This window comes from Plantactinospora sp. WMMB782 (genome assembly GCF_049179135.1).
Lineage (GTDB): Bacteria > Actinomycetota > Actinomycetes > Mycobacteriales > Micromonosporaceae > Plantactinospora.
In genome coordinates, this window is sequence record NZ_JBMHMC010000007.1 from 4,063,859 (window position 1) to 4,090,037 (window position 26,179).

The following is a 26,179-nucleotide window of genomic DNA, read 5'->3' on the forward strand; positions in this document are numbered from 1 at the left end:
GTCCCGCCCGTCCCGTCACATGCCGGCCGTCCTGTCATCGGGGCGTCGGCACGGTGTTGAGCACCGCGTCCAGCACCGACCGGGTGGTGACGCCCTCCAGTTCGGCCTCCGGCCGCAGCCGCAGCCGGTGTCGCAGGGTGGGCCGGGCGATCGCCTTGACGTCGTCCGGGGTGACGTGGTCCCGACCGGCCAGCCAGGCCCACGCCTTCGCGGTGACAAGCAGCGCGATCGCGCCCCGGGGCGAGGCGCCGAGTTCGAGTGCGGGCGCGGCCCGGGTGGCCCGGCACAGGTCCACCAGGTAGCCGAGCACGCTCTCGGCGACACCGACCCGGCTGACCGCAGCCCTGGCCAGCGCCAGGTCGGCGGGGCTGGCCACCGGGCGTACCCCGGCGGCGGCCAGTTCGCGCGGGTCGAAGCCGGCGTGGTGCGCCCGGAGTACACCCAGCTCCTCGTCCCGGTTCGGCAGCGGCATCGTCAGGTGCAGCAGGAACCGGTCGAGCTGTGCCTCGGGGAGCGGATAGGTGCCCTCGTACTCGACCGGGTTCTGGGTGGCGGCCACGATGAACGGGTCCGGCAGCGGCCGGCGGTTCCCCTCCACCGAGACCTGCCGCTCCTCCATCACCTCCAGGAGCGCGGCCTGGGTCTTCGGCGGCGTCCGGTTGATCTCGTCGGCGAGCAGCAGGTTGGTGAAGACCGGCCCCTCCCGGAAGGTGAAGGCGGCGGTGCGCGGGTCGAAGATCAGCGACCCGGTGACGTCGCCGGGCATCAGGTCCGGGGTGAACTGGAGCCGCTTGGAGTCCAGGTCGAGGGCGGCCGCGATGGTCCGCACCAGCAGCGTCTTGGCCACCCCTGGCACGCCCTCCAGCAGCACGTGTCCCCGGCAGAGCAGCGCGATCACCATCCCGGTGACCACGGCATCCTGCCCGACGACCGCCTTGGCGACCTCGGTACGCAGCCGGTGCAGCGCCGCCCGGGCCTCGTCGGCGTGCCCCGGGCCGCCGCTCCGGACCGGACCGCCGCCATCCTGGACCGGATCACCACCCTGGATCGGGCCGCTGCCGCCCTGGGCCGGCGCCGGGTAGGGCACGGCGGCGTAGCGCGGATCTGTGGTTCCGGCTGGTCGGATCACCGGGAAACTCCTTCGTCGGGTCGGTCGAGCCGGGGCTGGTCGGGTGGGGCGGTGCCGGGGGACCGGGGTTGCTCGGGTGGGGCGGTGCCGGGGGAGCCGGTCAGGTCGTCGAGGGACCGGGCCAGGTCGAGCAGCTCCTGGTTGGTCTCCGGGGGCGGGCCGTACAGCAGGTCGTGCACCTCGGCCGCGCCCCGTCCGGTGCGCGCGGCCACGGCGGCGGCCAGCTCGTCCGGCCCGGCGTCGGCCGGTACGCCCCGGGACTGCGTCAGCCGGTGCAGCGCCGCCGCCCGCAGTGTCCCGGCCGCCGGCCCGTACGCCCGGGCCCGCTGGTAGAGCCGGCCACGCCCGAAGACCGTCTCGGCGGACGGCACGGTCACCGGCAGCGGCTCGGCGACCGGTGGCCCGAGCCGGCGGGCCCGCCAGAGCACCACCAGCAGCAGGGCCAGGGCGAGCTGTGCCAGCAGGGCCCAGAACCAGGGCGGGAAGGCGTCCCAGAGCGGGTTGCGCCGCTCGGGCGGGGCGGCCCGGTCGTCCTGCCCGGACGGCGGCGGTCGCTCGCCGTCGTCGTACTCCTCCGGGACGTCGTCGGTCGCCTCCGGCGTGCCGTCGCCGTATCTGTCGGAGTCGTCCGGCGTCGACGTCCACGGGTCCAGTTCACCGTCGGGATGGGTCGGCGGTGGCGGCTCCGGCCCGGCCAGGTCGAGCCAGGCGACCCGGTCGTGCCGGCCGAGCAGTCCGGTGGCCAGCGCGGCGTTGCCTCGCTCGGCTATCCGGTCGTTCCGGAACGGGTCGCTGGCGCCGATCACCACGACCTCGCTGCCGCGCCGCTGCGTCCGGACCAGCCCGCCCGAGTAGCAGTAGTCGGTGCTCCCGGCCAGGTCGGGCGGGCTGGCGTACCGCTGCAACAGTGCGGCGGCCCGCCCGGCGCCGGCCGCCTCGGGCAGCGCGCAGGGCCGGCCGTCGGCGTCGGCCCCGACCGCGCCGGCGGCCCATCGCCGGTCGGTCGCGGCCAGCGGCAGTTCGGCGCCGTCCAGTACCCGCTGCGGTGGGTCGACAAGCACCACCCGGGCGCGGTCGGCCGGCTCGGCCAGGTACGGCAGGTACAGCGGGTGCACCAGCCCGGGTGCGGGTACGAAGAGGGTGAACCCCCGGGTGGTCGCCTGGAGCAGCGCGCTCCGGGTGCTGGTGAACCGCTCCACCCGGACGCCCTCGGCACGGAGCCGCTCGGCGAGCCGGCTCCCGCCCTCGGCACCGGTTTCGACCGGGGAGAGGAAGCCGGGCGAGGCCGGGTCGGGCTGGTCGACCGCCCGGGTGGTCCCGGTGACGGCGAGCAGCACGGCGACCGTGCCGAGCGGGATCGCGATCCGGTGCCAGCGACGCCGGCCGCGCGCCGCCGGCCGGGATGCCGGGTCGGGCGTCGGCCGTGGTGTCGGGTCGGGGTTCATCCGCGGACCGCCTCGGGGTCCGGTGTGCTGTCCGCGGAGGTCCGGGGCGGTGCGCTGTTCGTGAGGGTCCGGGACAGTTCGGTGGCGAGCGCGCGCATCCGGTCGTCGTGCTCGCGCCGGGCCGGGTGCTGGGCGTACCAGAGGTCGGAGAAGACCCGGCCGGCCTCGGCGAGCGGCCGGTCCACCTCGGGCCGGTTCCGGGCGGCAGCCGTGGCCAGCTCGGTGACGGTGAACCCGGGCCGGTGTTCCAGCACCCCACGGTCGACAAGTTCCCGGACCATCCCCCGGAACCGCTCCCGGGCCGCCTCGGCGTACCGGCCGTCGGCGGCCAGCCGGTCCGCGAGGGCGACAAGCGTCTCCGCGGGTACGTCCGGCAGCTCCGGATCCTCGGCGGCGGTCTCCGGTTCGGGCTGCGGGATCGGTGTCGGACGGGGGCGCCGCCGTCGCCACCACCGGGAGAGGCGCCAGCGCGGCAGGCGGCGGGGCACCCAGGCGGGGTAGTGGAACCAGCCGAGCGCGACGACCACGGCGGAGAGCACCAGAAGCAGCGCCACCAGGGAGAGCGGCATCCGGTCACCGAGCGCGGCCGTCGTCTCGGTCCACCAGCGGCTGAGGGTCACCGTCGGCCCGCCGTCTGCCGTCCGGGACCCGGCACCGGCAGCCGGTCCGGCGGACCGGGGACCGGCGTGCCGTCCGGCAGGCCGAGGATTCGTGTGCCGTCCGGCGTGCCGAGGAGCGGGGCTCCGGTCCGGCCGGCCCGGCTGACGGCGATGTCCAGCCCCTCGGTGCGGATCCGGGCCTCCAGGTGGACCACCGCGTCGAGGCAGGCCAGCGCCGGATAGGCGATGCTGTTGACCAGCGCCCAGACCGCCAGCGCGACCGGCAGCTGCCAGTCCGGCGCGAGCAGTCCGATCGAGGTCAGGCCGGTGACGGCGCCGACCGCGAGGCCGATCCGCAACAGCCACCAGACGAGGTAGCCGAGCAGGCGTACCGCCGCCCCCCGGCCGCTGGTGCGCAGGGCGAGCGTGGCGGAGCGCCACAGTGCCCGGAACGGCCCGGTCCGGTCCAGCACGATCGCCGGCGCCACCCCGCCGAGCAGGGCGAACCCGACCAGCCAGAGCGGCATGACCAGGGACGCCACGAACATCAGCGCACCGGCCAGCAGGGCGGCCAGGACCGTCACCGGCAGTCGGGCGCCGGCCGGGTGCAGCAGCCGACGGGCCCGGGTGCCGGGGGCGAGCAGCACCGTACCGGCGGCCCGGGCCGAGAGGTTGCCGAGCAGCGCGACGACCACCGCTTCGCAGCCGGCGCCGACGGCCAGCAGGAACCAGTACGCCGGCAGCCCGTCCAGCCTCGGCAGGTAGGCCGGCGGGGTGACCTCGGCGACCAGCCGCAACGGGTGCAGCAGGAGCTGTTCCAGCCCGGCCAGCACCAGGGCGACAGGTATCAGCACCCGGGCATGGTCGCGGAGCAGCAGGACCGCCGAGTCGATCAGTTCACCGACGGTGAGCGGCCGCAGCGGCAGTACGGCGGTCGGGCCGGGGGCGGGCAAGCGTACTCCTGGCGGGCTACGAGGGAGGTGGGGAACGCACCGCAGCAGTCATGGTGACACGTCGGCTCACCCTTGGCGGAGCCGCTGGGCCGGTTCGCACGTCACGGTTCGGTGTGCGTCGGGGCGGGGCTGATCAGCGCGGGTCGTCCCTGGTGCGGGGCGGATGGCCGGGGTAAGCTTCTGCGCCTCGCGGCCCGGGAAGGTCCGGCGGTACGCCGCGCCGGGCGGCGCCGGGACGGCGGGGTGGAGAAGAGGGTGGAATATTAGTGTCATGAGAGCCCGGGTACTGGTCGTCGACGACGATCCCGCGCTGGCCGAGATGCTCGGCATCGTGCTGCGTAGTGAGGGGTTCCTGCCCTCCTTCGTCGCCGACGGAGAACGGGCACTGGCCGCGTTCCGGGAGAATCGGCCCGACATCGTCCTGCTGGACCTGATGCTGCCAGGGATGAGCGGCATCGACGTGGCCCGGGCGATCCGCTCCGAGTCGGGCATCCCGATCGTGATGTTGACCGCCAAGAGCGACACCGTCGACGTGGTGCTCGGGCTGGAGTCGGGCGCGGACGACTACGTGGTCAAGCCGTTCAAGCCCAAGGAGCTGGTCGCCCGGATGCGGGCCCGACTGCGCCGGGGCGAGGACGCGGCGCCGGAGATGCTGACCATCGGCCCGCCCGGCAACCAGATCAACATCGACGTGCCGGCGCACACCGTGAGCCGGGACGGCGAAGAGGTGAAGCTGACCCCGCTGGAGTTCGACCTGCTGGTGGCGCTGGCTCGCAAGCCGCGCCAGGTCTTCACCCGGGAGGTGCTGCTGGAGCAGGTCTGGGGTTACCGGCACGCCGCCGACACCCGACTGGTGAACGTGCACGTCCAGCGGCTCCGCGCCAAGATCGAACCGGATCCGGAGCGACCCGAGGTGATCCTGACGGTGCGGGGAGTCGGCTACAAGGCGGGCACCGGATAACCTGGGTCGCACTGTGGCCCGTACCCTGACCTCCTCCTCCGCGCTGCTCGGCCGTGCCGTCGCGACCGGCCGGGGGCTGCGGCGTGTCGGTTCGGTCCGGCTGGCGCGGGCGGCCAGCGGCCTGCACCGCACCTGGCGGCGCTCGCTCCAGGTCCGGGTCGTCACCATCACCCTGGTGGCGTCCAGCCTGCTGGTCGGTGGGTTCGCCTATCTGGTCGCCGACAACATCACCGAGATCGTGCTGGACAACGCCACCACGGACGTCAAGGCCCGGCTCGACGACGGCCAGGAGTACGCCTCCGAGCAGCTCAGCAACCACACCACCGTGGCCGAGCAGGGCCTGCGGGCCACCCTGGAGAACACCGTCAACTACCTGGCCGGCGGGGACCCGGCCCAGCTCGGCGGCGTGGTGGTGTCGCTGCGGGTCACCGGCGTCGCACCGGCCACCTCGCCGCAGGTCGACGTCAGCGGCATCCTCACGCCGGGCCTGGAGAACGCGGTCCGCAGCGGCGACATCGCCCACCAGTTCCGCACCGGCGACCTGTTCGACAAGGGTCCGACGAAATATCTCGTCTACGGTTCGCCGGTGCCGACCCAGTTCGGCCAGGTCGAGCTCTACTACTTCGTACCGCTGACCCGGTGGGACCAGATCGCGGACGGTTCGAGGGCCACCGTGCTGGCCACCGGGTTCGCCCTGGTCGTCCTGCTCGGGCTGCTCTCCGGGCTGGTCACCCGGCTGGTGGTCAATCCGGTACGGGTGGCCGCCCGCACCGCCCAGCGGCTCTCGGCGGGGCTGCTCGACCAGCGGATGGTGGTCAACGGCGAGGACGACCTGGCGATGCTCGCCTCCTCCTTCAACCAGATGGCGACCAACCTGCAACGGCAGATCGTCCGGCTGGAGGAGATGTCCCGGCTGCAACGGCGGTTCACCTCTGACGTCTCGCACGAACTGCGTACCCCGCTCACCACCGTACGGATGGCGGCCGACCTGATCTACGCGGAGCGGGACGAGTTCGACCCGGCGGTGACCCGGACCGCCGAGCTGCTGCACGCCGAACTCGACCGCTTCGAGGACCTGCTCACCGACCTGCTGGAGATCAGCCGCTTCGACGCCGGGTTCGCCATGCTGGACGCCGAGCCCACCGACCTGGTGCCGGTGGTGCACCGGGTGGTCGACCGGCTGGAGTCGCTGGCCAGCCGCTGCGGTACGCCGCTGCGGGTGACCGTGCCGGAGACCCCGGTGATCGCCGAGGTCGACCCGCGCCGGGTGGAGCGGATCCTGCGCAACCTGGTCGGCAACGCTGTCGAACACGGCGCCGGCAAGCCGGTCCTGGTGATGCTGGCCGCGGACGAGACCGCGGTGGCGATCACGGTCCGGGACCATGGCGTCGGGCTCAGACCCGGCGAGGAGAAGCTGGTCTTCAACCGGTTCTGGCGGGCGGACCCGTCCCGGGCGCGGCAGACCGGCGGCACCGGCCTCGGCCTCTCGATCAGTCTGGAGGACGCCCGGCTGCACGGCGGCTGGCTGGAGGCGTGGGGGGCACCGGGCGAGGGTGCCCAGTTCCGGTTGACCCTGCCGGCCCGGGCCGGTGACCGGCTGACCTCGTCGCCACTGCGACTGGTACCGCCCGACGCGCCGCTGGCGATCACGGACGGGCTGACCTGGACCGTCCCGGCTCCGGCCGACGGCGAAGGAACCGGCGGGGACGCGGGCCGTCCCGAGCCGACCGACGATCCGGCGGTGTCGTCGTCCGCGCTGTCCGCCGACGATGCCGGGGGCGGGGCGGAGGGCGTCGGGCCGGGTCGGGACCGGTTGGCGAACCCCAGGAGCCCGGTCGAAATCGAGCGGAGCGAGGTGACCGGATGAGCCGGCGTGGCATCGCGCTCGGGGCCGTGGCGGTGCTCCTGGCCGGGCTGGCCGGCTGCGGCATCCCTGGCGAGACCGACGTGCGGGTCGACGGCCGGGGGCCGGTCGCCGACAGCGCTCCGGCCGACCGTCCGGCGGCGCAGCCGCCCGGCCGTACCGCGAGCGGCAGCGAACCGGAGGCGTTCGCCAGGAACTTCCTCACCGCCGCCGCAGGCGAGGCGGGCGAGGCGTACAAGCGGGTCAACGAGTACATCCGGCCGGGCGAGCGGTTGAAGCCGAAGCCGGACGACAAGGGCGAAATCAACGTCGTGCGGGTCGACGTCGACGGCGGCGGGATCGGGGTCACCCAGAACAAGGACGGCACCAGTCTGGTGTCGGTGAAGGTCCAGCAGATCGGGGTACTCCGGGCCAACGGCTCGATGGGTGCACCGGTGCAGCAGGAGTCGGAGTACGAATTCGTCGTCGGCGCCGCGCCGACCGATCCGGGCACCGGTGGCGGGCTCTGGGTGCTCAAGCCGCCGCCGGTGCTGCTGATGATCGACGACGCTCTCCGGGACTACTACCAGGAGAACACGATCTACTTCTGGAACGCCAACGGCACCTCGCTGGTGCCGGACCTGCGCTACCTGCCGAGCACGGTGCCGGTGCAGCGGCACGCCACCGCGGTGCGCGACTGGCTGATCGACGGCCCGTCGGAGTGGCTCAAGTCGGCGGTCGCGCTGCCCGACGGCACCAGTTCGGTGGGCAACGTCCCGGCGCCGGAGGAGGGCGGCCGGCTGGAGATCAACCTCGCGGTCAAGGCCGGTGCGTTGGAGACCGATCTCGACGTGCGGAAGCTCTTCACCCAGATCGTCTGGTCGCTGCGGACCAACCAGCTGCTCGACGACGAGCTGGAGCTGAAGATCCAGAACCAGAGCCGGATGGTCGAGGTCGCCGACGACTACCGACGGGACCACCCGCTCTACCAGCTCGCCGGCCCGGCCGCCCGGTACGGCGTCTTCGCGGGCCGGATCTATCCGCTGACCAACCCGGGCGAACCGAAGCCGTTGCCGATCCCCGCCGCCGAGAACCACGACATCGTCACCGCCGGGCTGAGCCGCAACGGCGAGGACGTCGCGGTGGCGTTGGTGACCCGGGACGGCGACTCGTTCCGGCTGCGTGTCGGCTCCGGACCGCAGGCGGCCGGCAGCCTGGTGACCAGCGCAAAGAGCTACCCCGACCTGGAGCGGCCGGTGTGGCTCAAGGAGGCGGGCGTCGGCGGGCCGATCGGGCTGGTCGTCGCACAGGGCCGGCTGCACACCTTCACCGCCGGAAACCCCGAGCTGACCCCGGTCACCTTCTCCGGGGCCGAGCTGGGCGTGTCGGCGGTGTCGGCGTCGCTGGACGGCAACCGGATCGCCTTCGTCTCGGGCGGCCGGCTCTACGTCGCCGGGATCCGGCCGGTCGACAACGGGCTGAACGTCGAACCGCCCCGGCAGTTGGCCACCTCGCTGCACTCGCTGAGCGCGGTGGACTGGTTCGGCGAGAACCTGCTGGTGGTGGCCGGCCTGGACGGCGAGGACGCCAAGGCGATCAACCGGATAAACGTCGACGGCGCGCTGGAGTCGCAGCAGATCAGGTACGTCAGCGCGGCTCCCGTCGAGGCGCTGGCCGCCGATCCCAGTTTCCTGGAGGCCCGGCCGCTGCCACTCACGTACGAGGCGAACGAGGTCGCCTTCGTCTCCGACACGATCGTCACGCGCAGCCAGATCGCACCCGGGTCGGGCGAGCCTCCGGCGAACGTGAACTCGGCGACCGCCTCCTTCTATCTCTACTGAGCTGTCCCTACGGGACCGGGCCGGAGGACGTGGTGTTGGCGGGGGTCTGGGCCGAGCTGACCGACCTGCTGCTGCCGGCCGAGTGCGCGGGCTGTCGGGGCGAGCGGTTGCCGCTGCGCCGGGGCGCCTGCCCGGCCTGCGCCGCCCTGCTCGGGGCACTGCGTCCGAGGGCGGTACGCCCCACTCCGGCGCCGCCGGGGCTGCCGGACTGTGTGGCGCTCGGCAGTTACCAGGGGGTGCTGCGGGAGTCGTTGCTGGCGTACAAGGAACGGGGCCGGCACGGTCTCGCCCGGCCGCTGGGCCGGTTGCTCGCGGAGGTGGTGGCGGAGGCCGCCGGCGGCCGCCGGGCGGTGCTGCTGGTGCCGGTGCCGTCGACCGCGCGGGCGGTGCGGGCCCGGCACGGTGACCACCTGCGGCGGCTGGCCCGGCACTGTGCCGGCCGGCTGCGGGACGCCGGTTGGCCGGTGGCGGTGGCCCATCCGCTGCGGGCGGTGCCCCGGCCGGACTCCGCGACGTTGGACAGCGCGGGCCGGGCGGCGGCGGCCCGGGACGCGTTCCGGCTGCGGCCCGGTCGGCTGGCTCCGGTCCGCCGGCTCGCCGCCGGCCGGGTGGTGGTGCTGCTGGACGACATCGTGACCACGGGGGTCACGCTGGCCGCGGTGTCCCGGCACCTGGCCGGTGCCGGCATCCCGGTGCACGGGGCAGCGGTGCTGGCCGCCACCGTCCGGCGTGGCCGGGCTGACTGAGCTTCGTTCACGACTTCACGCTGCGTGCCAGTGGATTGACGCTGGTCGCGCACTTTCTGCAAATAATCTCGAACTGGTCTTGCCGAGCGGGGTGACGGGCGGGTCAATTGGGGTTAGCGTCTTGTTTACCGGGGGTATGACGGTGGTTCCATCGCCCCGCGGACGCAACCCGGAGGGAGGCATCGCCGTTGTTCCCCAGCCGGTCAAGCCGAATGGACACTCCAGGGGCGGGCTGACCGGCATTCTTGTTTCCGCAGACTCTCCGATGGCGCAGGGAGGTCACGCATGGATCTCGTGGTCAAAGGCCGTAACGTCGAGGTGCCGGACCATTACCGGGTGCACGTAGCCGAGAAGCTCGCCAAGATCGAGCGCTACGACCACAAGCTTATTCGGATCGACGTGGAGCTGTTTCACGAACGCAATCCGCGACAGTCCGATCACTGCCAGCGAATCGAGATTACCTGCATCTCCCGGGGACCCGTGGTCCGCGCGGAGGCGTGCGCGAAGGACTTCTACAGTGCCCTCGACGCCGCGATCTCGAAGCTCGACACCAGACTGCGCCGGGCCGCTGACCGGCGTCGGGTGCACCGTGGCCGACACGCCCCGGTCTCCGTCGCCGCTGCCACCGCCGGCCTGCCGGTCGTCGACGCCGGCGGACCGGCCCTGGCCACCCTGACCGCCCCCGCACAGTCGAACGGCAACGGCCGGGCGACCGCCGATCCCGAGTACGACGAGTACGACGACGCGCAGCCCTGGCACATCGCCCGGGAGAAGGTGCACCCCGCCGAGCCGATGACGGTCGACGACGCGCTGTTCCAGATGGAACTCGTCGGCCACGACTTCTACCTGTTCCTGGACAAGGAGTCCGGCCGCCCCAGCGTCGTCTACCGGCGTAAGGGCTACGACTACGGCATCATCGCCCTGGCCAACTGAGTCCGATCGGGTCCCGCCGGCCCCGGGGCAGCGTCCCCGGGGCCGGCGGCTACGACCGTCATCCCCGTTCGCCGCTCCGGCTGCCCGTGGTCGTCGACAGTCCGAGGTCGGCCGGCAGGAGGGCGCCGACCCAGGCGTCCATCCGGTCGCCCCGGTGGTTGAGCGCGTGCCGCGCCGTACCCTCCAGCGTGAAGCCGGCCTTCTCCGCCACCCGCCGCGAGGCGGTGTTGCCCACGTTGGCCCGCCACTCGATCCGGGCCAGGTTCAGCGCGGTGAAGCCCCAGGCGGAGACCGCCAGCACCGCCGCCGGGCAGTAGCCACGCCCGCGCGCCCACGGCGCGACCACGAATCCCAGGTCGGCGACGAGCGGATCGCCCGGGGAGATCCGCAGTTCGACGACCCCGGCGTACCTGTCGGACTCCTCGGCGATCGCGAAGACCGCGCCGGTGCCGCGCCGCCACACCGTCGGGCCGTGTTCGTGCACGAAGAACTCCGCGTCCGAGGGCTGGTACGGGTCCGGCACGGTGGTCCAGCGGACCGCCTCGGGATCCCGGCAGGTCCGCACGATCGAGTCCAGGTCCGGCTCGTGCAGCGGGCGCAGCCGCAACTCCGTACCGTCGGCGGCGCGGGCGAAGAGCACCGGTTGCGGTACGGCGAAGACGGCCGCCCGGCGGGCCTGGAGCGAACCCCGGCCGGCCGGGCCGGCCGCCGGGTCGGTGTCGGCCTCCCCGGCCGGGTCGGTGCCGGCCAGGTCCTCCGGCAGCAGGGCACCCACCCAGCCGTCCCGGGCGCCCCGCGGATGCGGGTCGGCGAGCCGGAGCCGCCCCTCGACGGTGAAGCCGGCCCGCAGCGCGACCAGCCGGGACGCGTGGTTGCCGACCTCGGCCTGCCAGACGATCCGGCGCAGCCCCAGCTCGGTGAGGGCCCACCGGCTCACCGCCCGGGTGGCCCGGACCGCCACCGCGCGGCCCCTGGCCTGCGGAGCCGTCCAGTAGCCGACCTCTCCGGACCGGAGGGCCGGGTCGATGCCGACCAGCCCGCAGGAGCCGAGGAGTTCGCCGGTGGCCGCGTCGCAGACCGCGAAGGGCGCCCCGGTGCCGTCCGCCCACATCTGCGGGGCGCGCTTGCCGACGAACTCGACCGCGTGCTCCAGCTCGTACGGGCTGGGCACCCTGGTCCAGCGCTGGATCTCCGGATCCTGGCACGCCCGGTGCACGTCCGCGGCGTCCTCGGCCCGCCACGGCCGCAACAGCAGCCCCGCCTCGACGATCTCGACCCCGTCCGGCCGGCTGTACTCGTTCATCGGGCCATCGTGCCGGAGGGTTCGCGCTGGGCGTAACCGGATTTACCGGCTCTCAAGGCTGCTATCGGACAGAATGTCCGGTTCGTTGGACCGGAGGGGCGGCGCGACTGACGATCCGGCCGGTGATGCGCCTACGATGGTTCGGCAGACTGTCTAGGGGAGCGTTGATCCGTGTCGATTCTGGAAAAGGTCCTCCGCGCGGGCGAGGGGCGCATGGTGCGCCGCCTCAAGGCGATCGCCAACGCCGTCAACTCGATCGAGGACGACTACGTCAACCTCACCGATGAGGAGCTGCGGGCCCTCACCGACCAGTTCCGGGAGCGGCTGGCCGACGGCGAGACCCTCGACGACCTGCTGCCCGAGGCGTTCGCCACGGTACGCGAGGCGGCGTCGCGGGTGCTCGGCCAACGGCACTACGACGTGCAGGTGATGGGTGGCGCGGCACTGCACTTCGGCAACATCGCCGAGATGAAGACCGGTGAGGGCAAGACCCTGACCTCGGTGTTGCCGGCCTACCTCAACGCGCTCTCCGGCAAGGGCGTGCACATCGTCACGGTCAACGACTACCTCGCCGAGCGGGACGCCGCCTGGATGGGTCGGGTGCACGAGTTCCTCGGCCTGACCGTCGGGGTGATCCTGCCGAACCGGCCGGCCAGCGAGCACCGGGCCGCGTACGAGGCCGACATCACCTACGGCACCAACAACGAGTTCGGCTTCGACTACCTCCGGGACAACATGGCCTGGAGCCGGGACGACCTGGTCCAGCGCGGGCACAACTTCGCGATCGTCGACGAGGTCGACTCGATCCTGATCGACGAGGCCCGGACCCCGCTGATCATCTCCGGCCCGGCCGAGCACTCCGCCCGGTGGTACTCGGAGTTCGCCGGCGTGGTGGCCCGCCTCCAGCCCGTCAAGGACGGCGAGGGCGACTACGAGGTCGACTACGCCAAGCGGACCATCGCGGTGACCGAGAGCGGCGTCGCCAAGGTGGAGGACCGGCTCGGCATCGACAACCTCTACGAGTCGGTGAACACCCCGCTGGTCGGCTACCTGAACAACGCCATCAAGGCCAAGGAGCTCTACAAGCGGGACAAGGACTACATCGTCAACGAGGGCGAGGTCCTGATCGTCGACGAGTTCACCGGCCGGATCCTGCACGGCCGCCGCTACAACGAGGGCATGCACCAGGCGATCGAGGCCAAGGAAGGCGTGGAGATCAAGCAGGAGAACCAGACTCTTGCCACGATCACCCTGCAGAACTACTTCCGGCTCTACAACAAGCTCTCCGGCATGACCGGTACGGCGCAGACCGAGGCCGGCGAGTTCAACAAGGTCTACAAGGTCGGCGTGGTGACCATCCCGACCCACCGGGACATGATCCGGATCGACCGGCCGGACGTGATCTACAAGACCGAGCGGGCCAAGTTCAACGCGGTCGTCGAGGACATCGCCGAGCGGCACGCCCTCGGCCAGCCGGTGCTGGTCGGCACGGTCTCGGTCGAGAACTCCGAGGTGCTCTCCCAACTGCTGCGCCGCCGGGGCATCCCGCACGCCGTGCTGAACGCCAAGTTCCACGCCAAGGAAGCCGAGATCATCGCCCAGGCGGGGCGCAAGGGCGGGGTCACCGTGGCCACCAACATGGCCGGCCGGGGCACCGACATCCTGCTCGGCGGCAACCCGGAATACCTCGCCAACACCGAGCTGCGGCAGCGCGGCCTCGACCCGGTGGAGCACGCCGACGAGTACGCCAAGGCGCTGGAGGAGATCCTGCCGCGCTGGAAGGAGGCGTGCGACGCCGAGGCCGAGGAGGTCTCCTCGGTCGGCGGCCTCTACGTGCTCGGCACCGAACGGCACGAGTCCCGGCGGATCGACAACCAGCTGCGCGGCCGGTCCGGCCGGCAGGGTGACCCGGGCGAGTCCCGCTTCTACCTGTCGCTCCAGGACGAGCTGATGAAGCGGTTCCGGGCCGGTGCGGTCGAGGCCGTGATGGAGCGCTTCAACATCCCGGAGGACGTCCCCATCGAGTCCAAGATGGTGACCCGGCAGATCAAGAGCGCCCAGGCCCAGATCGAGGGGCAGAACGCCGAAATCCGCAAGAACGTCCTCAAGTACGACGAGGTGATGAACAAGCAGCGCCAGGTGGTCTACGCCGAGCGCAAGCGGGTGCTCGACGGCGAGGACCTGAACGACCAGGTCCGGAACATGATCGACGACGTGGTCACGGCGTACGTCACCGGCGCGACCGCGGACGGCTACGCCGAGGACTGGGATCTCGACCAGCTCTGGGCCAGCCTCAAGCAGCTCTACCCGATCGGTGTGACCGTCGACGACATCGTCGAGGAGTCCGGCGGCGAGCGGAACTCCCTGGACCCCGACTTCCTGCTGGAACAGCTGAAGCAGGACGCCTTCGCGGCGTACCGGCGGCGCGAGGAGGAACTCGGCACCGAGGCGATGCGGCAACTGGAGCGGATGGTGCTGCTCCAGGTCATCGACCGCAAGTGGCGCGAGCACCTCTACGAGATGGACTACCTCCAGGAGGGCATCAGCCTGCGCGCGTACGCCCAGCGCGACCCGGTGGTGGAATACCAGCGTGAGGGCTTCGACATGTTCGCCACCATGATGGACGGGATCAAGGAGGAGACGGTCGGCTTCCTCTACAACCTGGAGGTCCAGGTCGAGGAGGCGAAGCCGGCTCCGGCCGAGGTCCCCGCCGGTCCGGCGCCGATGCCGATGCCTGCGGAGTCGCCGGTCGAGATCCGGGCCAAGGGCCTGGGCCGGGCGCCCCGGACCCAGGGCCTCCAGTACTCGGCACCGACAATCGACGGCGAGGCTCCGGCGACCGGCGGGGTGGCGGTCGAGCGCCCGCAGCCGCAGGCCCCGGCGCTCGGCGTGGGTGGCCCGCCGCCGCCGTCGGCAACCCGGCGCCCCGCCTCGGGCCAGGCGGTCGGTGCCAACGCCCCGTCCCGGAACGCCCCCTGCCCCTGCGGCTCGGGCCGGAAGTACAAGCGCTGCCACGGGGCGCCCGGCGGCGCCTGATCGTCCCCGTTGCCCCCGACCGCCGGCCCGGCGGTCGGGGGCAACGCTGTTTCCGGCCCCGGGTGGCACCGACGTGGGTCAGAGCAGGGCCACGGAGGTGCCGACCCAGCTTCCCCGGCGCCGCTCGATCCGGAACGCCATCGCCCAGGTGCGCCCGGCGACGCCGACGGCGGCGGCCGCCTCGACGACCCCGGGCCGCGGCTCACAGACCCGCAGCCGGCGCAGCTGTACGGTCCGGACCGGCTGGCCGGGCCGGCGCCGCCCGGAGACCCGGCTGGTGGCGGAGGCGAGTTGCGCGACCATGCCGGCGGCGTCGGGCGGACTGGCCAGGGCCCGTACGTGTCCGGCCGGACGGTAGCCGTTGACGATCTCCAGGCAGGTGTCCAGGAACCGCTTCGCCGCCCGCTTCGCCTCGGGAGTTGCGCCGGCCACGGCATCCGCGGCCAACGCCACGCCTGGCGCCCGGACGGTCCGTCGATCCGGCTGGGCGCCCGCCGGGGAGGACCGCGGCGCCGGCCGGGCGGCCGCCCCGGAGGTGGCCGCGGCCGGAAGTCTGGCCACTCCGGCAGTGTCCGCGGTCGGGGACCCGGCCGCCTCGGCAGTGCCCGGGACCCGGGATCTGGTCGCTCGGACAGTGCCCGGTGCCGGAGTGGGGACCGTTCGGGAGGTGCCCGGTGCCGGGGAGTTGGCTGGCCGGTGGGAGTGCGGGTGTGAGGTGCTCGGCTGGGCCGGCCGGGGCTGTTGGGCGGCGGGCGGGACGGCACCGGGCGCGGGTGTCAGGTTGACCCAGGTCTCCGGGACACGTTCGTCGTCGAAGGGCGGATCAAGAGGCGGTGCGGGGCGCAGGCGCACGGCAGGCCGGAGAGCCGGCCGGGTGCGGGCGAGAGGCATCTCGTTCCTTCCTTGATCTTGCGTTTGCTTTCGTTTGCCTCCGACGGGCTAATTTGTAGCGGATCCACTCGGCGCCGTCAATGACCGGAACCCGACCGTCGCTCGCCCGGACGGATGCGGGCACGACGACTTGCCCCGAAGTCGGGACGGCTCCGGGGTGTGCAGGTCGCCGCGGTCTCGTGTGCGCTCTGCGGAGGTGGGATCTCGGTGCGGAGGTTAGCCGGGCGGTCTGACAGGCCGGCCCGGGACGTCTCTCCGGCGACTACTCGGGGAGGCGTTCCACCAGCGGGTTGTCGGCCACCCACTCGGCGGTCTCGGCGTACTTGCGCTCGATGTACTCCTCCAGCCGGGTGCGCTCCACCCGCCACTGGCCCCGGCCGCCGATCTTGATCGCCGGCAGCTCGCCACTGCGCACCATGTGGTAGACCTGCGAGTCCGAGACGTTCAGCTCGGCGGCGACGTCGGACAGCAGCAGGAACCTGGGTTCCACGGAGAACTCCCGGTAGTCGGTGGCTGCCTCAGTTTGCCATCGACCGCGGCGCCGTCGCCTCCGCCGTCAGGTCCCGTCCGGGCAGCGGACTGGAGTAGACCACGCTGGTGGTGACCGGGCCGAGCCCGGCGATCCGGCCGGCCACCTGCTCCAGGTGGCGCATCGAGCGGGCGACGACCTTGAGCACGAAGCAGTCCTCGCCGGTCACGTGGTGCGCCTCGACGATCTCGGGGGTGCTCTCCAGCAGCGCGTGGAAGGGACGGTAGTTGCCGCTCGGATAGCGGAGCCGGACGAAGGCGAGGATCTCCAGGCCGATCCGCTCCGGCACCACCACCGCCCGGTAGCCGGCGACCACCCCGGCCTCCTCGAGCCGGCGCACCCGCTCGGTGACGGCGCTCGGCGACATCGCCACCAGTCGGGCCAACTCGGCGAAGCTGGCCCGGCCGTGCCGCTGAAGCTCGGCGAGGATCCGCCAGTCGGTCGGGTCAAGTGGCGGGGAATCAGCGGTCATCGGATCACGATAGCGTCGATACAACGGCGATTGTCGTCAAGTGCCGGGGAACTTCTGTTCAGTTGGCCGGGCTGCGGCCGTACCGTTTCGGCATGACGACGACCACCTCGAACCCGGTGCTGGCGGTGCCGCCGGCCGCACCCGACCAGGCCGCCGCCTGGTTCGCCGCCAAGCTGGCGGCGCAGACGGACGTCTCCGACGTGCACGCCGCGCTCACCGGCGGCGACCCGGGCTTCGTCCTGTTGGACACCCGGGACCTGGCGGCCTGGCGGCAGGGGCACGTCCCCGGCGCCGTGCACCTGCCCACCCGGATGATCCCGCTGCGTGCCGCGCGGCTGCTCGATCCGGCCGTGCCGGTGGTGACCTACTGCTGGGGGCCGGGGTGTGACGGCGCGACCAGGGCGGCCCACGCGCTGAGCAGCCGGGGCTACCGGGTCAAGGAGATGATCGGCGGCATCGAGTACTGGATCCGGGAGGGCTTCCCGGTCCGGGTCGCCGAGGCCAATCTGGTCACCCGGCCCGCCGATCCGCTCACCGCGCCGGTGCGGGACTGACCGATCCGCCGACCGGGCTGGTGCGGGACTGACCCGGCCCAGCCCGGCCCGGCCGGCCGACCCGGGTCCGCTGCCGCTCACCGGGCCGCCGGTGTACTACCGTCGCGGGTGAGTGCGCGACGCCGTCGCCCGGACCGGGCGCCGTCGCGGGCAGGCGTCGAGCGGGAGAGACCTCAGGTGACAGAGCAGCTCGTCCGGGTGTACGTCCCGGCCACCCTGCCGATGCTGGCCGAGTTGCGCCAGGAGGGCTGGATCATGGCCGCCCAGGGCCACGCGGTCACCCCCGAGCTGCGCGAGTGGTACGCCGAGGGCGACGAGGAGGAACTGGAGTACGTCGCCTTCACCCGGGCCGCGCAGGAGGCGCTACGGCTGCTCAGGGCCGATCCGGAGGCGCCCCGGCGTCGGGTGGTGGTCGCCGTGGACCTGCCGCCCGGGACGGTGCGCCGGCCCGACCCGGAACTCGGCTCCAGCGCGGTACGGCTGGGCGGCCGGATCGGGATCGACGCCGTCGCCGCGATCCACGTGGACGGCGTCGACGCGTCGGAGGACGTCGGAGCCGCGGTCGAGGTGGTCGAGCAGGCGCTGGCCGGCGACCCGGACGCGCAGTTCACCGTGGACGGAGCCGAGGACCACGAACTGGAGTGGTACGACCCCTCCGAGCTCGATGCGGTCTCCGGCGCCACCGGCTGACCCGAGCTGACCGGCGCTGACCAGGGCCCACCGGCACTTACCGGCGATGGCTGACCGCCGGAGGCCGATCGGCCGGTCCGGCACGGCGGGTCCGGCCGGGCGGGCCGGTTCAGCTGGCGGCGGGCGGGTGCCGGGTCAGGGTGTGCCGGCCGCCAGCTTGAGGCAGTTGAGCACGGCGCCGTCGACCGCCGCGATCTCGTCCGGATTCGTCACCGACTCGCCGGCCACGAACGCCTCGCGCTGCTCGACCGTCGCGTTCTCCATGTACCAGTCGGCGAGGCAGTCGACCGCCCGGTCGGGACTACCCGCCATGCGCGGATCGGTGCGGATCTTCGCCACCACGTCGTCACGGTCGGGACCGGAGTCGGAACAGCCGGTCAGGGCCAGGGCGAGCCCCAGCGCGGCGAGGGCGCCGACAGCCGTTCTGCGGAATCTAACCACGACCCCAGTCTATGCCTGCCGGGTCCGTCGGCGCTGGTCCGGCCGGCGGCGTCGGGGTCCGGGCGGACCGCCCGGCAGGGGCTGGCCGTCCGTTGTCGGTAATCGGGCATTGTTAATTAGTTGTTTCCGATGGATGTACTTCGATCTTACCGCCACTCCACCGTGGACGATCGTGTCGTGGCTGCTGGGTGCCGGTGCGGCTTGCCGGAAGTGTCACCGGTCCGGGCGCCGCCGGGCGGTGTCGGTGCGGCGCGCGGACGCCGGCACGCCTGACCCGCACGGTTCCGATCACTGTCCGCATCGAATACAGTCGGCTCCGTCGATGTCGTGAGGTGGATTCCGGCATCGACCGGCTGACGACCGCAGATGATCTACGGGGGGATCAATGCGCGCGAAGCGTCTTGTCCGCATGCCCGGACGCCTACTCGGAACGTCGATCGCGGCACTTGTCCTCGCCGCCGGACTACCGGCCGGCACGGCCGCCGCCAAGCGGCCGGACCTGCCTGTCGAACGGGCCGAACGGCCGGTGCCCGCCGCCGCACCCGCGCCGGCCGGACCCCGGGAACACTTCTACGACGCCGCCGGGCAGCTCGTCGGCGTCGCCGACCCGGCCACCGGGGCGGCGAGCTACTCGTACGACGAAGCCGGCAACCTGCTGGAGACCAGGCGCCTCGCCGCCGACGCGCTCGCCGTCTTCGCGCTGGTACCCGAGCGCGGACCGGTGGGCACCACGGTGGAGATCAGCGGCGTCGGCTTCTCCGCCACCGCGGCGACCAACACGGTGACCGTCGACGGCATCGCGGCGCCGGTCACCGCCGCCACCGCGAACCGGCTCACCGTCGCGGTACCGGCCGGAGCCGGCGACGGGGTCGTCGAGGTGGCCGTGCACGGCCGCTCGGCGCAGAGCCCACGACCGTTCCGGGTGCAGGCCGGCACGCCGGTGCCGACCATCACCGCCGTCTCGACCGACCGGGGCAACCGGAACGAACTGGTCACCGTCACCGGCACCGGCTTCGACCCGGACCGGGCCCGCAACGTGGTGATGTTCCACCGCACCGTCGCCCAGGTGCAGACGGCGACGCCGACCAGCCTGACCGTCCGGATCCCGGCGGCGGCGTCGTCCGGCCGGATCTCGGTGCGCACCCCGGGCGGCACCGCGCAGAGCGGCACCGACTTCCTGGTCGCGCCGCGCGGATTCGTGATGAGCAACCTGGCGTACGCCGGGACCGTCGCCGCCGGGCGGCCGGCGGTCACCGCCACCGTCCCGGCCGGCAAGGCCGCGCTGCTGCTGCTCGACGGTACCGCCGGTGAACGGGTGAACGTCACAGTGGACAACAACACCGTGCCGGTCCGCTCGGCGCTCTGGCTGTTCACCCCGTACGGCGGGAACTTCGGGCGGGGTTCGCTCGGCGACCCGATCGACGTCTGGGCCGGTGGCCGGCTCACCCAGGACCTGCCCGCGCTACCCACCACCGGCACGTACGCCATGGTGATCAAGCCGAACGACGACGCGGGCGGCACCCTGCGGGTCACCGTCTCGAACACGCTGGCCGGGCTGACCCTGACCAAGGACGGTGCCGGGGTGCCGTTCCAGATCACGGTGCCGCAGCAGACGACAGTCTTCCCGTTCACCGCGGCCGCCGGGGAGTGGCTGAGTCTCGGCCTGACCGAGTTGAGCGAGCCGGGCAACCGGTTCGTGGTCACCATCACCGACCCGAACAACCGGTCGCAGACCTGGGACTACCCGCTCTCCCAGTACATCCCGACGATGATCTACAAGGCGACGCTCACCGGTACGTACCGGCTGGCCGTCACCTTCGGTCCGAACGAGCTGGGCTTCGGCAAGGTCTGGCTGTCGGCGGTGATCAATGGGCCGACGCTCGGGATCAACGGTGCCGACGCCCGGATCCGGATCGACCGGCCCGGCCAGTCGGTACGGCTGCCGTTCGCCGGTACCACCGGGCAGGTGCTGCAACTCGGCTACTCCGAGAACACCCTCCAGCAGAACGACCGCCCGGCGTACCCGGGTGCGCTGCTGATCGAGCCTGACGAGGTGCAGCGGGAGCTGCTCAGCGGCGGCTATCCGGAGGCGCGCAACCTGCCGACACTGCGCAAGAACGGCCAGCACTCGCTGCTGATCACCGGCTGGCAGGCGGTCGGTTCGGTTCGGACCTGGCTCTCCACGGCGATCGAGGGCGGCTCCCTCGCGGTCAACACCCGCAAGACGGTGACCATCGACCGGCCGGGCCGGGACGCCTGGCTGGACGTCGACGGTGTGCAGGGTCGGCCACTGGCCCTCGGCACGATCAACAACTCCGTGCCGGGTGAGGTGACCCTCCGGCTCTACCGGCCGAACGGCAATCTGGTCAGCCTCGGCACGGGCCGGTCCATCGACGTCACGTCGCTGCCGGACACCGGCCGCTACCGGTTGCAGGTCGACCCGGAGGCGTCCGGCACCGGCGCGGTGCACGTGTACGCGGCCGAGCCGGTCGACCTCGGCCTGATCACCCTGGACACCGCGATACCGGCGCCGATAAACCTGCCCGGCCAGAAGGTCGTCGGGCGGATCAACGCGCAGCTGGGGCAGCGGCTGAGCCTGGGCAGCAGCACCACGCTCGCCGGCCTCTCCGTCCGGGTCACGACACCGACCGGCGGCTTCTTCTGGAGTGGGACCGTCGACCCGCTCTGGGGGCAGGACCTGCCGGCGTTCACCGTGGCCGGCGAGCACCGGATCGAGGTCAGCGCGCTCAACCGGGAGACCGGCGACCTCACCCTCTATCTCTCCACCGAGTCGGACGCCGGACTCGCCACGGTCGGTGGCCCGGCGCTGACGGTGACCATCCCCCGGCCGGCGCAGAACGGCCGGCTCACCTTCGTCGGCAACGCCAACGACCGGCTCGACATCCAGGTCACCCGCTGGGCGCTGACCGGCAACAACCGGTTCTACTTCGCCCTGTACGGCCCGGACGGCCGGGCGTTGGCGACCCGGTGGTGGATGAGCCGGGACCGGGAGATCCTGCCGACCCTCACCGCGACCGGCACACACACCCTGGTGATGGACCCGCCGCAGGGCGCCACCGGCGAGTTCGACATCACCGTCAAACCCCGGACCGCACCGACGGGCCGGAAGTGGACGGAACCGGCCGAGCCGGTCCGGCCCGGCTGCGACACCGAGCCGGCCCGGGTGACCGCGCCGACCGCTCCCGCACTCGGCCAGCCGGCCGGCGAGCCGGAGCCGGAGCCGGCGCCGAACCCGGTCCCCGGCTGCGTGGACGCCGGCTGGGCGCCGGACGAGCGGAACCTCGGCGGTGCGGACTGGACCACCCGCCGCGAGCCGGTGCCGACCCGGGATCGTGCGCTCCAGTTCCCGGTCGGGCTGACCGGGGTGGTCGGCCGGGTGCTGGACACCGCCGACCAGCCGCTGGCCAGGGTGACGGTCAGCGGCGGCGGGAAGTCGACCACCACCGACGCGGACGGGCTGTTCGCGCTGGCCGGCGTACCCGGTGGGCACCTGTCGCTGCGCGTCGACGGCCGCTCGGCCAGCACGGCACAGCGGCGGTACGGCGTCTTCGACATCGGGGTCGAACTGACCCGGGGCGAGGTGCTGGTGCTGCCGTACACGGTGTTCCTGCCCAGGCTGGACACGGCGAACACGGTGTCGGTGGCCAGCCCGACCACCCGGGAGGTGGTGCTCACCACCCGGGCGATCCCGGGGCTGGAGGTGCACGTCCCGGCCGGCACGGTGATCCGGGACGCCGACGGCAACGTCGCCACCGAACTGAACCTGACCCCGATCCCGATCGACCGGCCGCCGTTCCCGCTGCCGCCGACGAAGGTCCCGGTCTACTTCACGGTGCAGCCGGGCGGCGGGGTGCTCTTCCCGGAGGGCGCCCGGATCATCTATCCGAACTACACGAAGGAAGCGCCGGGCACCCGGACCCAGTTCTGGAACTACGACCCGGACGGCAAGGGCTGGCACGTCTACGGCCTGGGCAGGGTCTCCGCCGACGGCAGGCAGATCATCCCGGACCCGGAGGTCAGGTTCTACCGGCTGACCGGGGCGATGACCGCGGTACCCGGGATGAACCCGCCGGCGCTGGCGCCCCGGGCCAACGGGACGCGGGTCGCCGACCCGGTCGACCCGGCCACCGGGCTGCTGGTGGACGAGCAGGTCGACCTCGTGGTCGACGACGTGATGCCGATCGAGATCACGCGCACCTACCAGCAGGGCGACCAGGACGTCCGCGCCTTCGGGGTCGGGATGAACTTCGACTACGGGATGTTCCCGTGGTCGCCGGGGCAGATCGGCAACTTCGACTTCCAGCAGTTCGACTTCGTGCAACCGGACGGCAGCAAGATCCACTATCGGCGGACCTCGCCGGGCAACGACTACGCCGGGGCGGTCTTCGCCGCCGACCCGACCCCGACCAGGTACGCCGGCTCCACGGTGGCCTGGAACGGCGACGGCTGGGACGTCAAGCTGCGGGACGGCACCGTCTACGTGCTCGGCGACGAGGCGCCGGTGCAGGAGATCCGCGACAAGTACGGCAACACCACCACGATCACCCGGGCCACCGCCGCGCCGGGCACCGACGGCAAGGTGCGGCAGAACGGTGCGATCACCCAGATCACCTCGCCGAGCGGCCGCTGGGTCAGGTTCAGCTACGACGCGGCCAGCCCGCCCAAGGTGGTCGGCATCGAGGACAACCTCGGCCGCAAGGTCGGCTACACGTACGACTCGACGAACCGGCTCCGGTTCGTGACGAACGCGGAGCAGGGGGTCACCGCCTACACCTGGGACAGCAGCGGCCGGCTGGACACCATCACCGACCCCCGGGAGATCACCTACCTGGACAACGAGTACGACAGCGCCGGCCGGGTCTTCACCCAGAAGGCGGCCGACGGCGGCATCACCAGGTTCGACTACACCGCCGTCGACAACGTGATCACCGAGACGAGGATGACCGACCCGCGCGGGCACGTCCGGCGGTTCACCTTCAACGCCCAGGGATCGGTGCTCACCGACACCCGGGCGTACGGCACCCCGCTGGCCCAGACCACGGCGCACGAGTACGAGGCCGACGGGGTCCGCAGGAAGGCGACCGTCGACGCGCTGAACCGGCGCACCACCTTCGGCTACAACGCCAAGGGTCAGGTGAACAAGGTCGTCGCACTTGCCGACACGGCAGCGGCGCGCACGGAGACGTTCGAGTTCAACGGCCCGTACGCCGAGCTGACCAAGAGCACCGACTCCTACAACAAGTCGACGATCTACGAGATCGATCCGCGTGGCGCGCTGAAGAGCGTCACCGACCCGATGAACCGCAAGACGACGTACACGGTCAACGGCAGCGGGCAGATCACCAAGATCACCGATCCGGCCACGAAGTCGGTGACCATCGACTTCGTCGGCGCCGACCCGGTGCGGTTCACCGACCAGCTCGGTCGGGTCAGCCGGGCCGGATTCGACGCCCTGGGCCGGCAGGTCCGGACCGTGGACGGCCGGGGTGCGGCCACCGAGACCAGCTACGACGCCGTCGACCAGGTCCGTTCGGTGACCGACGCGCTGGGCCGCGTCACCCGCTTCGAATTCGACAGGAACGGCAACCAGACGGAGATCATCGATCCGCGCCAGGGTTCGACAGTCTTCGACTACGACGACATGGACCGGGTCGAGACGATCACCGATCCGAAGGGTGCGGTCGAGTCCTTCAGCTACGACCTCAACGGCAACCTGGACAAGCACACCAGCCGCCGGGACATCCTCACCGATCACGACCACGACGAGTTGGACCGGCCGAAGACCAAAGTGATCGGCACCGAGGCCACCGTCAGCTACACCTACGACGCCGGTGACCGGCTGCGGCGTACCGAGGACTCGGTGGCCGGGCTCACCGTGACCGACTACGACGACCTCGACCGGGTCACCGGGGAGACGACCCCGCACGGCACGGTGTCGTACCAGTACAGCCCGACGGTCCGGGACCGGACCATGACGATCGCCGGGCGGACGCCGACCCGGCACCTGTACGACGCCAACGGGCAACTCGCCGAGATCCACCAGGGCGGGACCGTGGTGACCGTCGTGAGCCGTGACGCGGTCGGCCGCCCCGAGCGGGTCGGCGCGCCGGGCTCCGGGGTCAGCCAGACCTACGCCTACACCGACGCGGGCCAGGTCAGGCTGATCACCTACCGGGCCGGCACGACGGTCCTGGGCGACCTCGGTTACGAGTACGACCCGGCGGGCCAGCCGGTCCGGACCACCGGGGCGTACTCCCGGACGCAGTTGCCGGAACCGTTCGGGCCGGCCAGCTACGACGCGGCGAACCGGATCGAGACCCTCGCCGGCACCACGATCCGGCACGACGCCGACGGCAACCTGAGCTTCGACGGCACCACCAGCTACACCTGGAACGCCCGGGGCGAACTCGCCGGGCTGTCCCGGACCGGGCTGTCGGCCAGCTTCGGCTACGCCACCGACGGCCGGCGGTGGGACCGGACCGTCAACGGCGGCACGGTCAACTACCTGTACGACGGGCTGAACCCGGTGCAGGAGAAGACGAACGGGGCGGTCACCGCGACGAACACGAGCGCCGGGCTGGACGGCTGGCAACTGCGCGAGTCCGGCGGCACGACGAAGCGCTACCTCACCGACGGGCTGGGCAGCACTCTCGGGCTTGTCGACAACGCCGGAGCCGGTACGACGTACGCCTACGAGCCGTTCGGCGCGACGACCGTCACCGGCGACGACGGCGGCAACCCGTACCGGTACACCGGTCGGGAGGACGACGGCACCGGGCTCTACTACTACCGGAACCGCTACTACAGCCCGACCCTGCAACGGTTCATCAGCGAGGACCCGATCGGCATCGCCTCCGGCGACGCGAACCCGTACGCCTACGTCTTCAACCACCCGACCGCGCTGACCGACCCGATGGGCACCAAGCCGGCCCGGGCCGGTGGCAGGAGCTGCTCGCCCAACAGCTTCACCCCGGACACGCCGGTGCGGATGGCGGACGGCTCGCGGCAGCGGATCGCCGACGTCGAGGTCGGCGACATGGTGCTGGCGACCGACCCGGAAACCGGCCGGACCGGCAGCCGGAAGGTCACCGCGACGATAGTCGGAGAGGGCCGGAAACAACTTGTCGACGTCGCGGTCGACAACAATGGCGACGGTGTCTCGGACGGTCAGGTGACCGCCACCGATGAGCACCCGTTCTGGGTGGCCGGCCCACGGCAGTGGCGTGACGCCAAGGAACTCAAGGCCGGTGACCTGCTCCGCACCGCCGCCGGGACGTACGTCCAGGTCGTCGCGGCGGCGCAGCGGAACGCGGTGCAACGGGTTCACAACCTCACCGTGGACGACCTGCACACGTACTATGTGCTCGCCGGCAGCGAACCCGTCCTCGTCCACAACATCGACGAAGAAGACATATGTCGCCAGACGCTGGGGGCTGGTCCGTACGCCAGGGAAGGTGTCGCCACCACCAAGCGGAAGGTGACGAGAAGTGACCCCGAGTGGGTGGATAACCAAATCAACGGCATTGCATACGGGTGTCACACCTGCGGACGTGCGACGCCGGCGACCAGGAACGGCCAGTGGATCTTCGACCACCAGCCCGCGGTCACGGCCGTCGACCCTTCCAGGCCGTACCGAGGAACGGGATATCCGCAGTGTGGGCGGTCCGGATGCCAGCCGCAACAGGGCGGCATCATGAGCCAGCTCTCTCAGGGAAACTACGACTTCCCGCCGGTCCCGTAGCGGCTGTGGATCGCTCTTGTGGCCGGCCGACCCTGTGGTAGCTGTGCTCCG

Annotated in this window: 17 protein-coding genes and 1 pseudogene; 9 read left to right on the top strand and 9 right to left on the bottom strand. The window is 72.2% G+C overall.

All coding sequences use genetic code 11. From position 1 onward, the window contains the following. Positions 1 to 34: 34 nt before the first annotated feature. The 4 genes from ACN28A_RS20615 to ACN28A_RS20630 all read right to left on the bottom strand — a co-directional run bounded on the left by ACN28A_RS20615 (position 35) and on the right by ACN28A_RS20630 (position 4,126). Entirely contained in the window at positions 35 to 1,048 is a 1,014-nt protein-coding gene (locus tag ACN28A_RS20615; RefSeq protein WP_421404537.1) for an AAA family ATPase, read from the bottom strand. A 77-nt stretch (positions 1,049 to 1,125) separates the two neighbouring features. Then, positions 1,126 to 2,574 carry a DUF4350 domain-containing protein gene (locus ACN28A_RS20620; RefSeq protein ID WP_421397161.1) on the bottom strand — a complete coding sequence of 483 codons (1,449 nt, stop codon included), beginning with the start codon at positions 2,572 to 2,574 and terminating at the stop codon, positions 1,126 to 1,128. Continuing rightward, on the bottom strand, positions 2,571 to 3,194 hold the full coding sequence (locus ACN28A_RS20625; protein WP_421397162.1) for a DUF4129 domain-containing protein: 624 nt from the start codon (positions 3,192 to 3,194) through the stop codon (positions 2,571 to 2,573). The genes ACN28A_RS20620 and ACN28A_RS20625 overlap by 4 nt, the downstream gene beginning before the upstream one ends. After that, on the bottom strand, positions 3,191 to 4,126 hold the full coding sequence (locus ACN28A_RS20630; RefSeq protein ID WP_421397164.1) for a hypothetical protein: 936 nt from the start codon (positions 4,124 to 4,126) through the stop codon (positions 3,191 to 3,193). Before ACN28A_RS20630 ends, ACN28A_RS20625 begins: the two co-directional genes overlap by 4 nt. Before the next feature lie 271 nt (positions 4,127 to 4,397). On the opposite strand from ACN28A_RS20630, the gene mtrA reads away from it, so the two are divergent. The 5 genes and pseudogenes from mtrA to hpf all read left to right on the top strand — a co-directional run bounded on the left by mtrA (position 4,398) and on the right by hpf (position 10,450). Continuing rightward, positions 4,398 to 5,087, top strand: coding sequence for an MtrAB system response regulator MtrA (gene mtrA / locus ACN28A_RS20635; protein ID WP_278058922.1), 690 nt, complete (start codon positions 4,398 to 4,400; stop codon positions 5,085 to 5,087). 13 nt (positions 5,088 to 5,100) lie between these two features. Further along, positions 5,101 to 6,819 (top strand): annotated as a pseudogene (gene mtrB / locus ACN28A_RS20640) (MtrAB system histidine kinase MtrB); the annotation flags it as partial. Between the two features lie 131 nt (positions 6,820 to 6,950). Continuing rightward, complete coding sequence (locus ACN28A_RS20645) at positions 6,951 to 8,771, top strand: LpqB family beta-propeller domain-containing protein (protein ID WP_421397166.1); 1,821 nt, start codon at positions 6,951 to 6,953, stop codon at positions 8,769 to 8,771. A 35-nt stretch (positions 8,772 to 8,806) separates the two neighbouring features. Further along, positions 8,807 to 9,517 (top strand): ComF family protein, encoded by a 711-nt coding sequence (locus tag ACN28A_RS20650; RefSeq protein WP_421397168.1) that lies wholly within the window; start codon positions 8,807 to 8,809, stop codon positions 9,515 to 9,517. A gap of 285 nt (positions 9,518 to 9,802) precedes the next feature. Next, positions 9,803 to 10,450, top strand: coding sequence for a ribosome hibernation-promoting factor, HPF/YfiA family (gene hpf, locus ACN28A_RS20655; RefSeq protein WP_421397169.1), 648 nt, complete (start codon positions 9,803 to 9,805; stop codon positions 10,448 to 10,450). A 58-nt stretch (positions 10,451 to 10,508) separates the two neighbouring features. Here the strand turns inward: hpf and ACN28A_RS20660 are convergent, their stop codons facing one another. Then, positions 10,509 to 11,753, bottom strand: a complete 1,245-nt coding sequence (locus ACN28A_RS20660) for a GNAT family N-acetyltransferase (protein WP_421397171.1) — start codon at positions 11,751 to 11,753, stop codon at positions 10,509 to 10,511. Positions 11,754 to 11,924: 171 nt separating this feature from the next. On the opposite strand from ACN28A_RS20660, the gene secA reads away from it, so the two are divergent. Further along, positions 11,925 to 14,789 (top strand): preprotein translocase subunit SecA, encoded by a 2,865-nt coding sequence (secA, locus tag ACN28A_RS20665; protein WP_421397173.1) that lies wholly within the window; start codon positions 11,925 to 11,927, stop codon positions 14,787 to 14,789. A gap of 78 nt (positions 14,790 to 14,867) precedes the next feature. On the opposite strand, the gene ACN28A_RS20670 is transcribed toward secA, so the two are convergent. From ACN28A_RS20670 to ACN28A_RS20680, 3 genes are all read right to left on the bottom strand, one after another. After that, the gene (locus ACN28A_RS20670) at positions 14,868 to 15,350 is read right to left on the bottom strand and encodes an Rv3235 family protein (protein ID WP_421397175.1); all 483 of its coding nucleotides are present in this window, start codon (positions 15,348 to 15,350) and stop codon (positions 14,868 to 14,870) included. Positions 15,351 to 15,942: 592 nt separating this feature from the next. Beyond that, positions 15,943 to 16,170 (bottom strand): helix-turn-helix domain-containing protein, encoded by a 228-nt coding sequence (locus ACN28A_RS20675; protein ID WP_278058938.1) that lies wholly within the window; start codon positions 16,168 to 16,170, stop codon positions 15,943 to 15,945. A 28-nt stretch (positions 16,171 to 16,198) separates the two neighbouring features. After that, the gene (locus ACN28A_RS20680; RefSeq protein ID WP_421397177.1) at positions 16,199 to 16,681 is read right to left on the bottom strand and encodes an Lrp/AsnC family transcriptional regulator; all 483 of its coding nucleotides are present in this window, start codon (positions 16,679 to 16,681) and stop codon (positions 16,199 to 16,201) included. Between the two features lie 92 nt (positions 16,682 to 16,773). Here ACN28A_RS20680 and ACN28A_RS20685 point away from each other — a divergent pair, with 92 nt between their 5' ends. Continuing rightward, complete coding sequence (locus ACN28A_RS20685; RefSeq protein ID WP_421397178.1) at positions 16,774 to 17,235, top strand: rhodanese-like domain-containing protein; 462 nt, start codon at positions 16,774 to 16,776, stop codon at positions 17,233 to 17,235. Positions 17,236 to 17,412: 177 nt separating this feature from the next. After that, on the top strand, positions 17,413 to 17,925 hold the full coding sequence (locus ACN28A_RS20690; protein ID WP_421397179.1) for a DUF6912 family protein: 513 nt from the start codon (positions 17,413 to 17,415) through the stop codon (positions 17,923 to 17,925). Positions 17,926 to 18,060: 135 nt separating this feature from the next. On the opposite strand, the gene ACN28A_RS20695 is transcribed toward ACN28A_RS20690, so the two are convergent. Next, complete coding sequence (locus ACN28A_RS20695; RefSeq protein WP_421397181.1) at positions 18,061 to 18,366, bottom strand: hypothetical protein; 306 nt, start codon at positions 18,364 to 18,366, stop codon at positions 18,061 to 18,063. 409 nt (positions 18,367 to 18,775) lie between these two features. Between ACN28A_RS20695 and ACN28A_RS20700 the strand changes: the two genes are divergently transcribed. Continuing rightward, positions 18,776 to 26,128: an RHS repeat-associated core domain-containing protein gene (locus ACN28A_RS20700; RefSeq protein WP_421397183.1), complete on the top strand. Its 7,353-nt coding sequence runs from the start codon at positions 18,776 to 18,778 to the stop codon at positions 26,126 to 26,128. Positions 26,129 to 26,179: the final 51 nt, after the last annotated feature.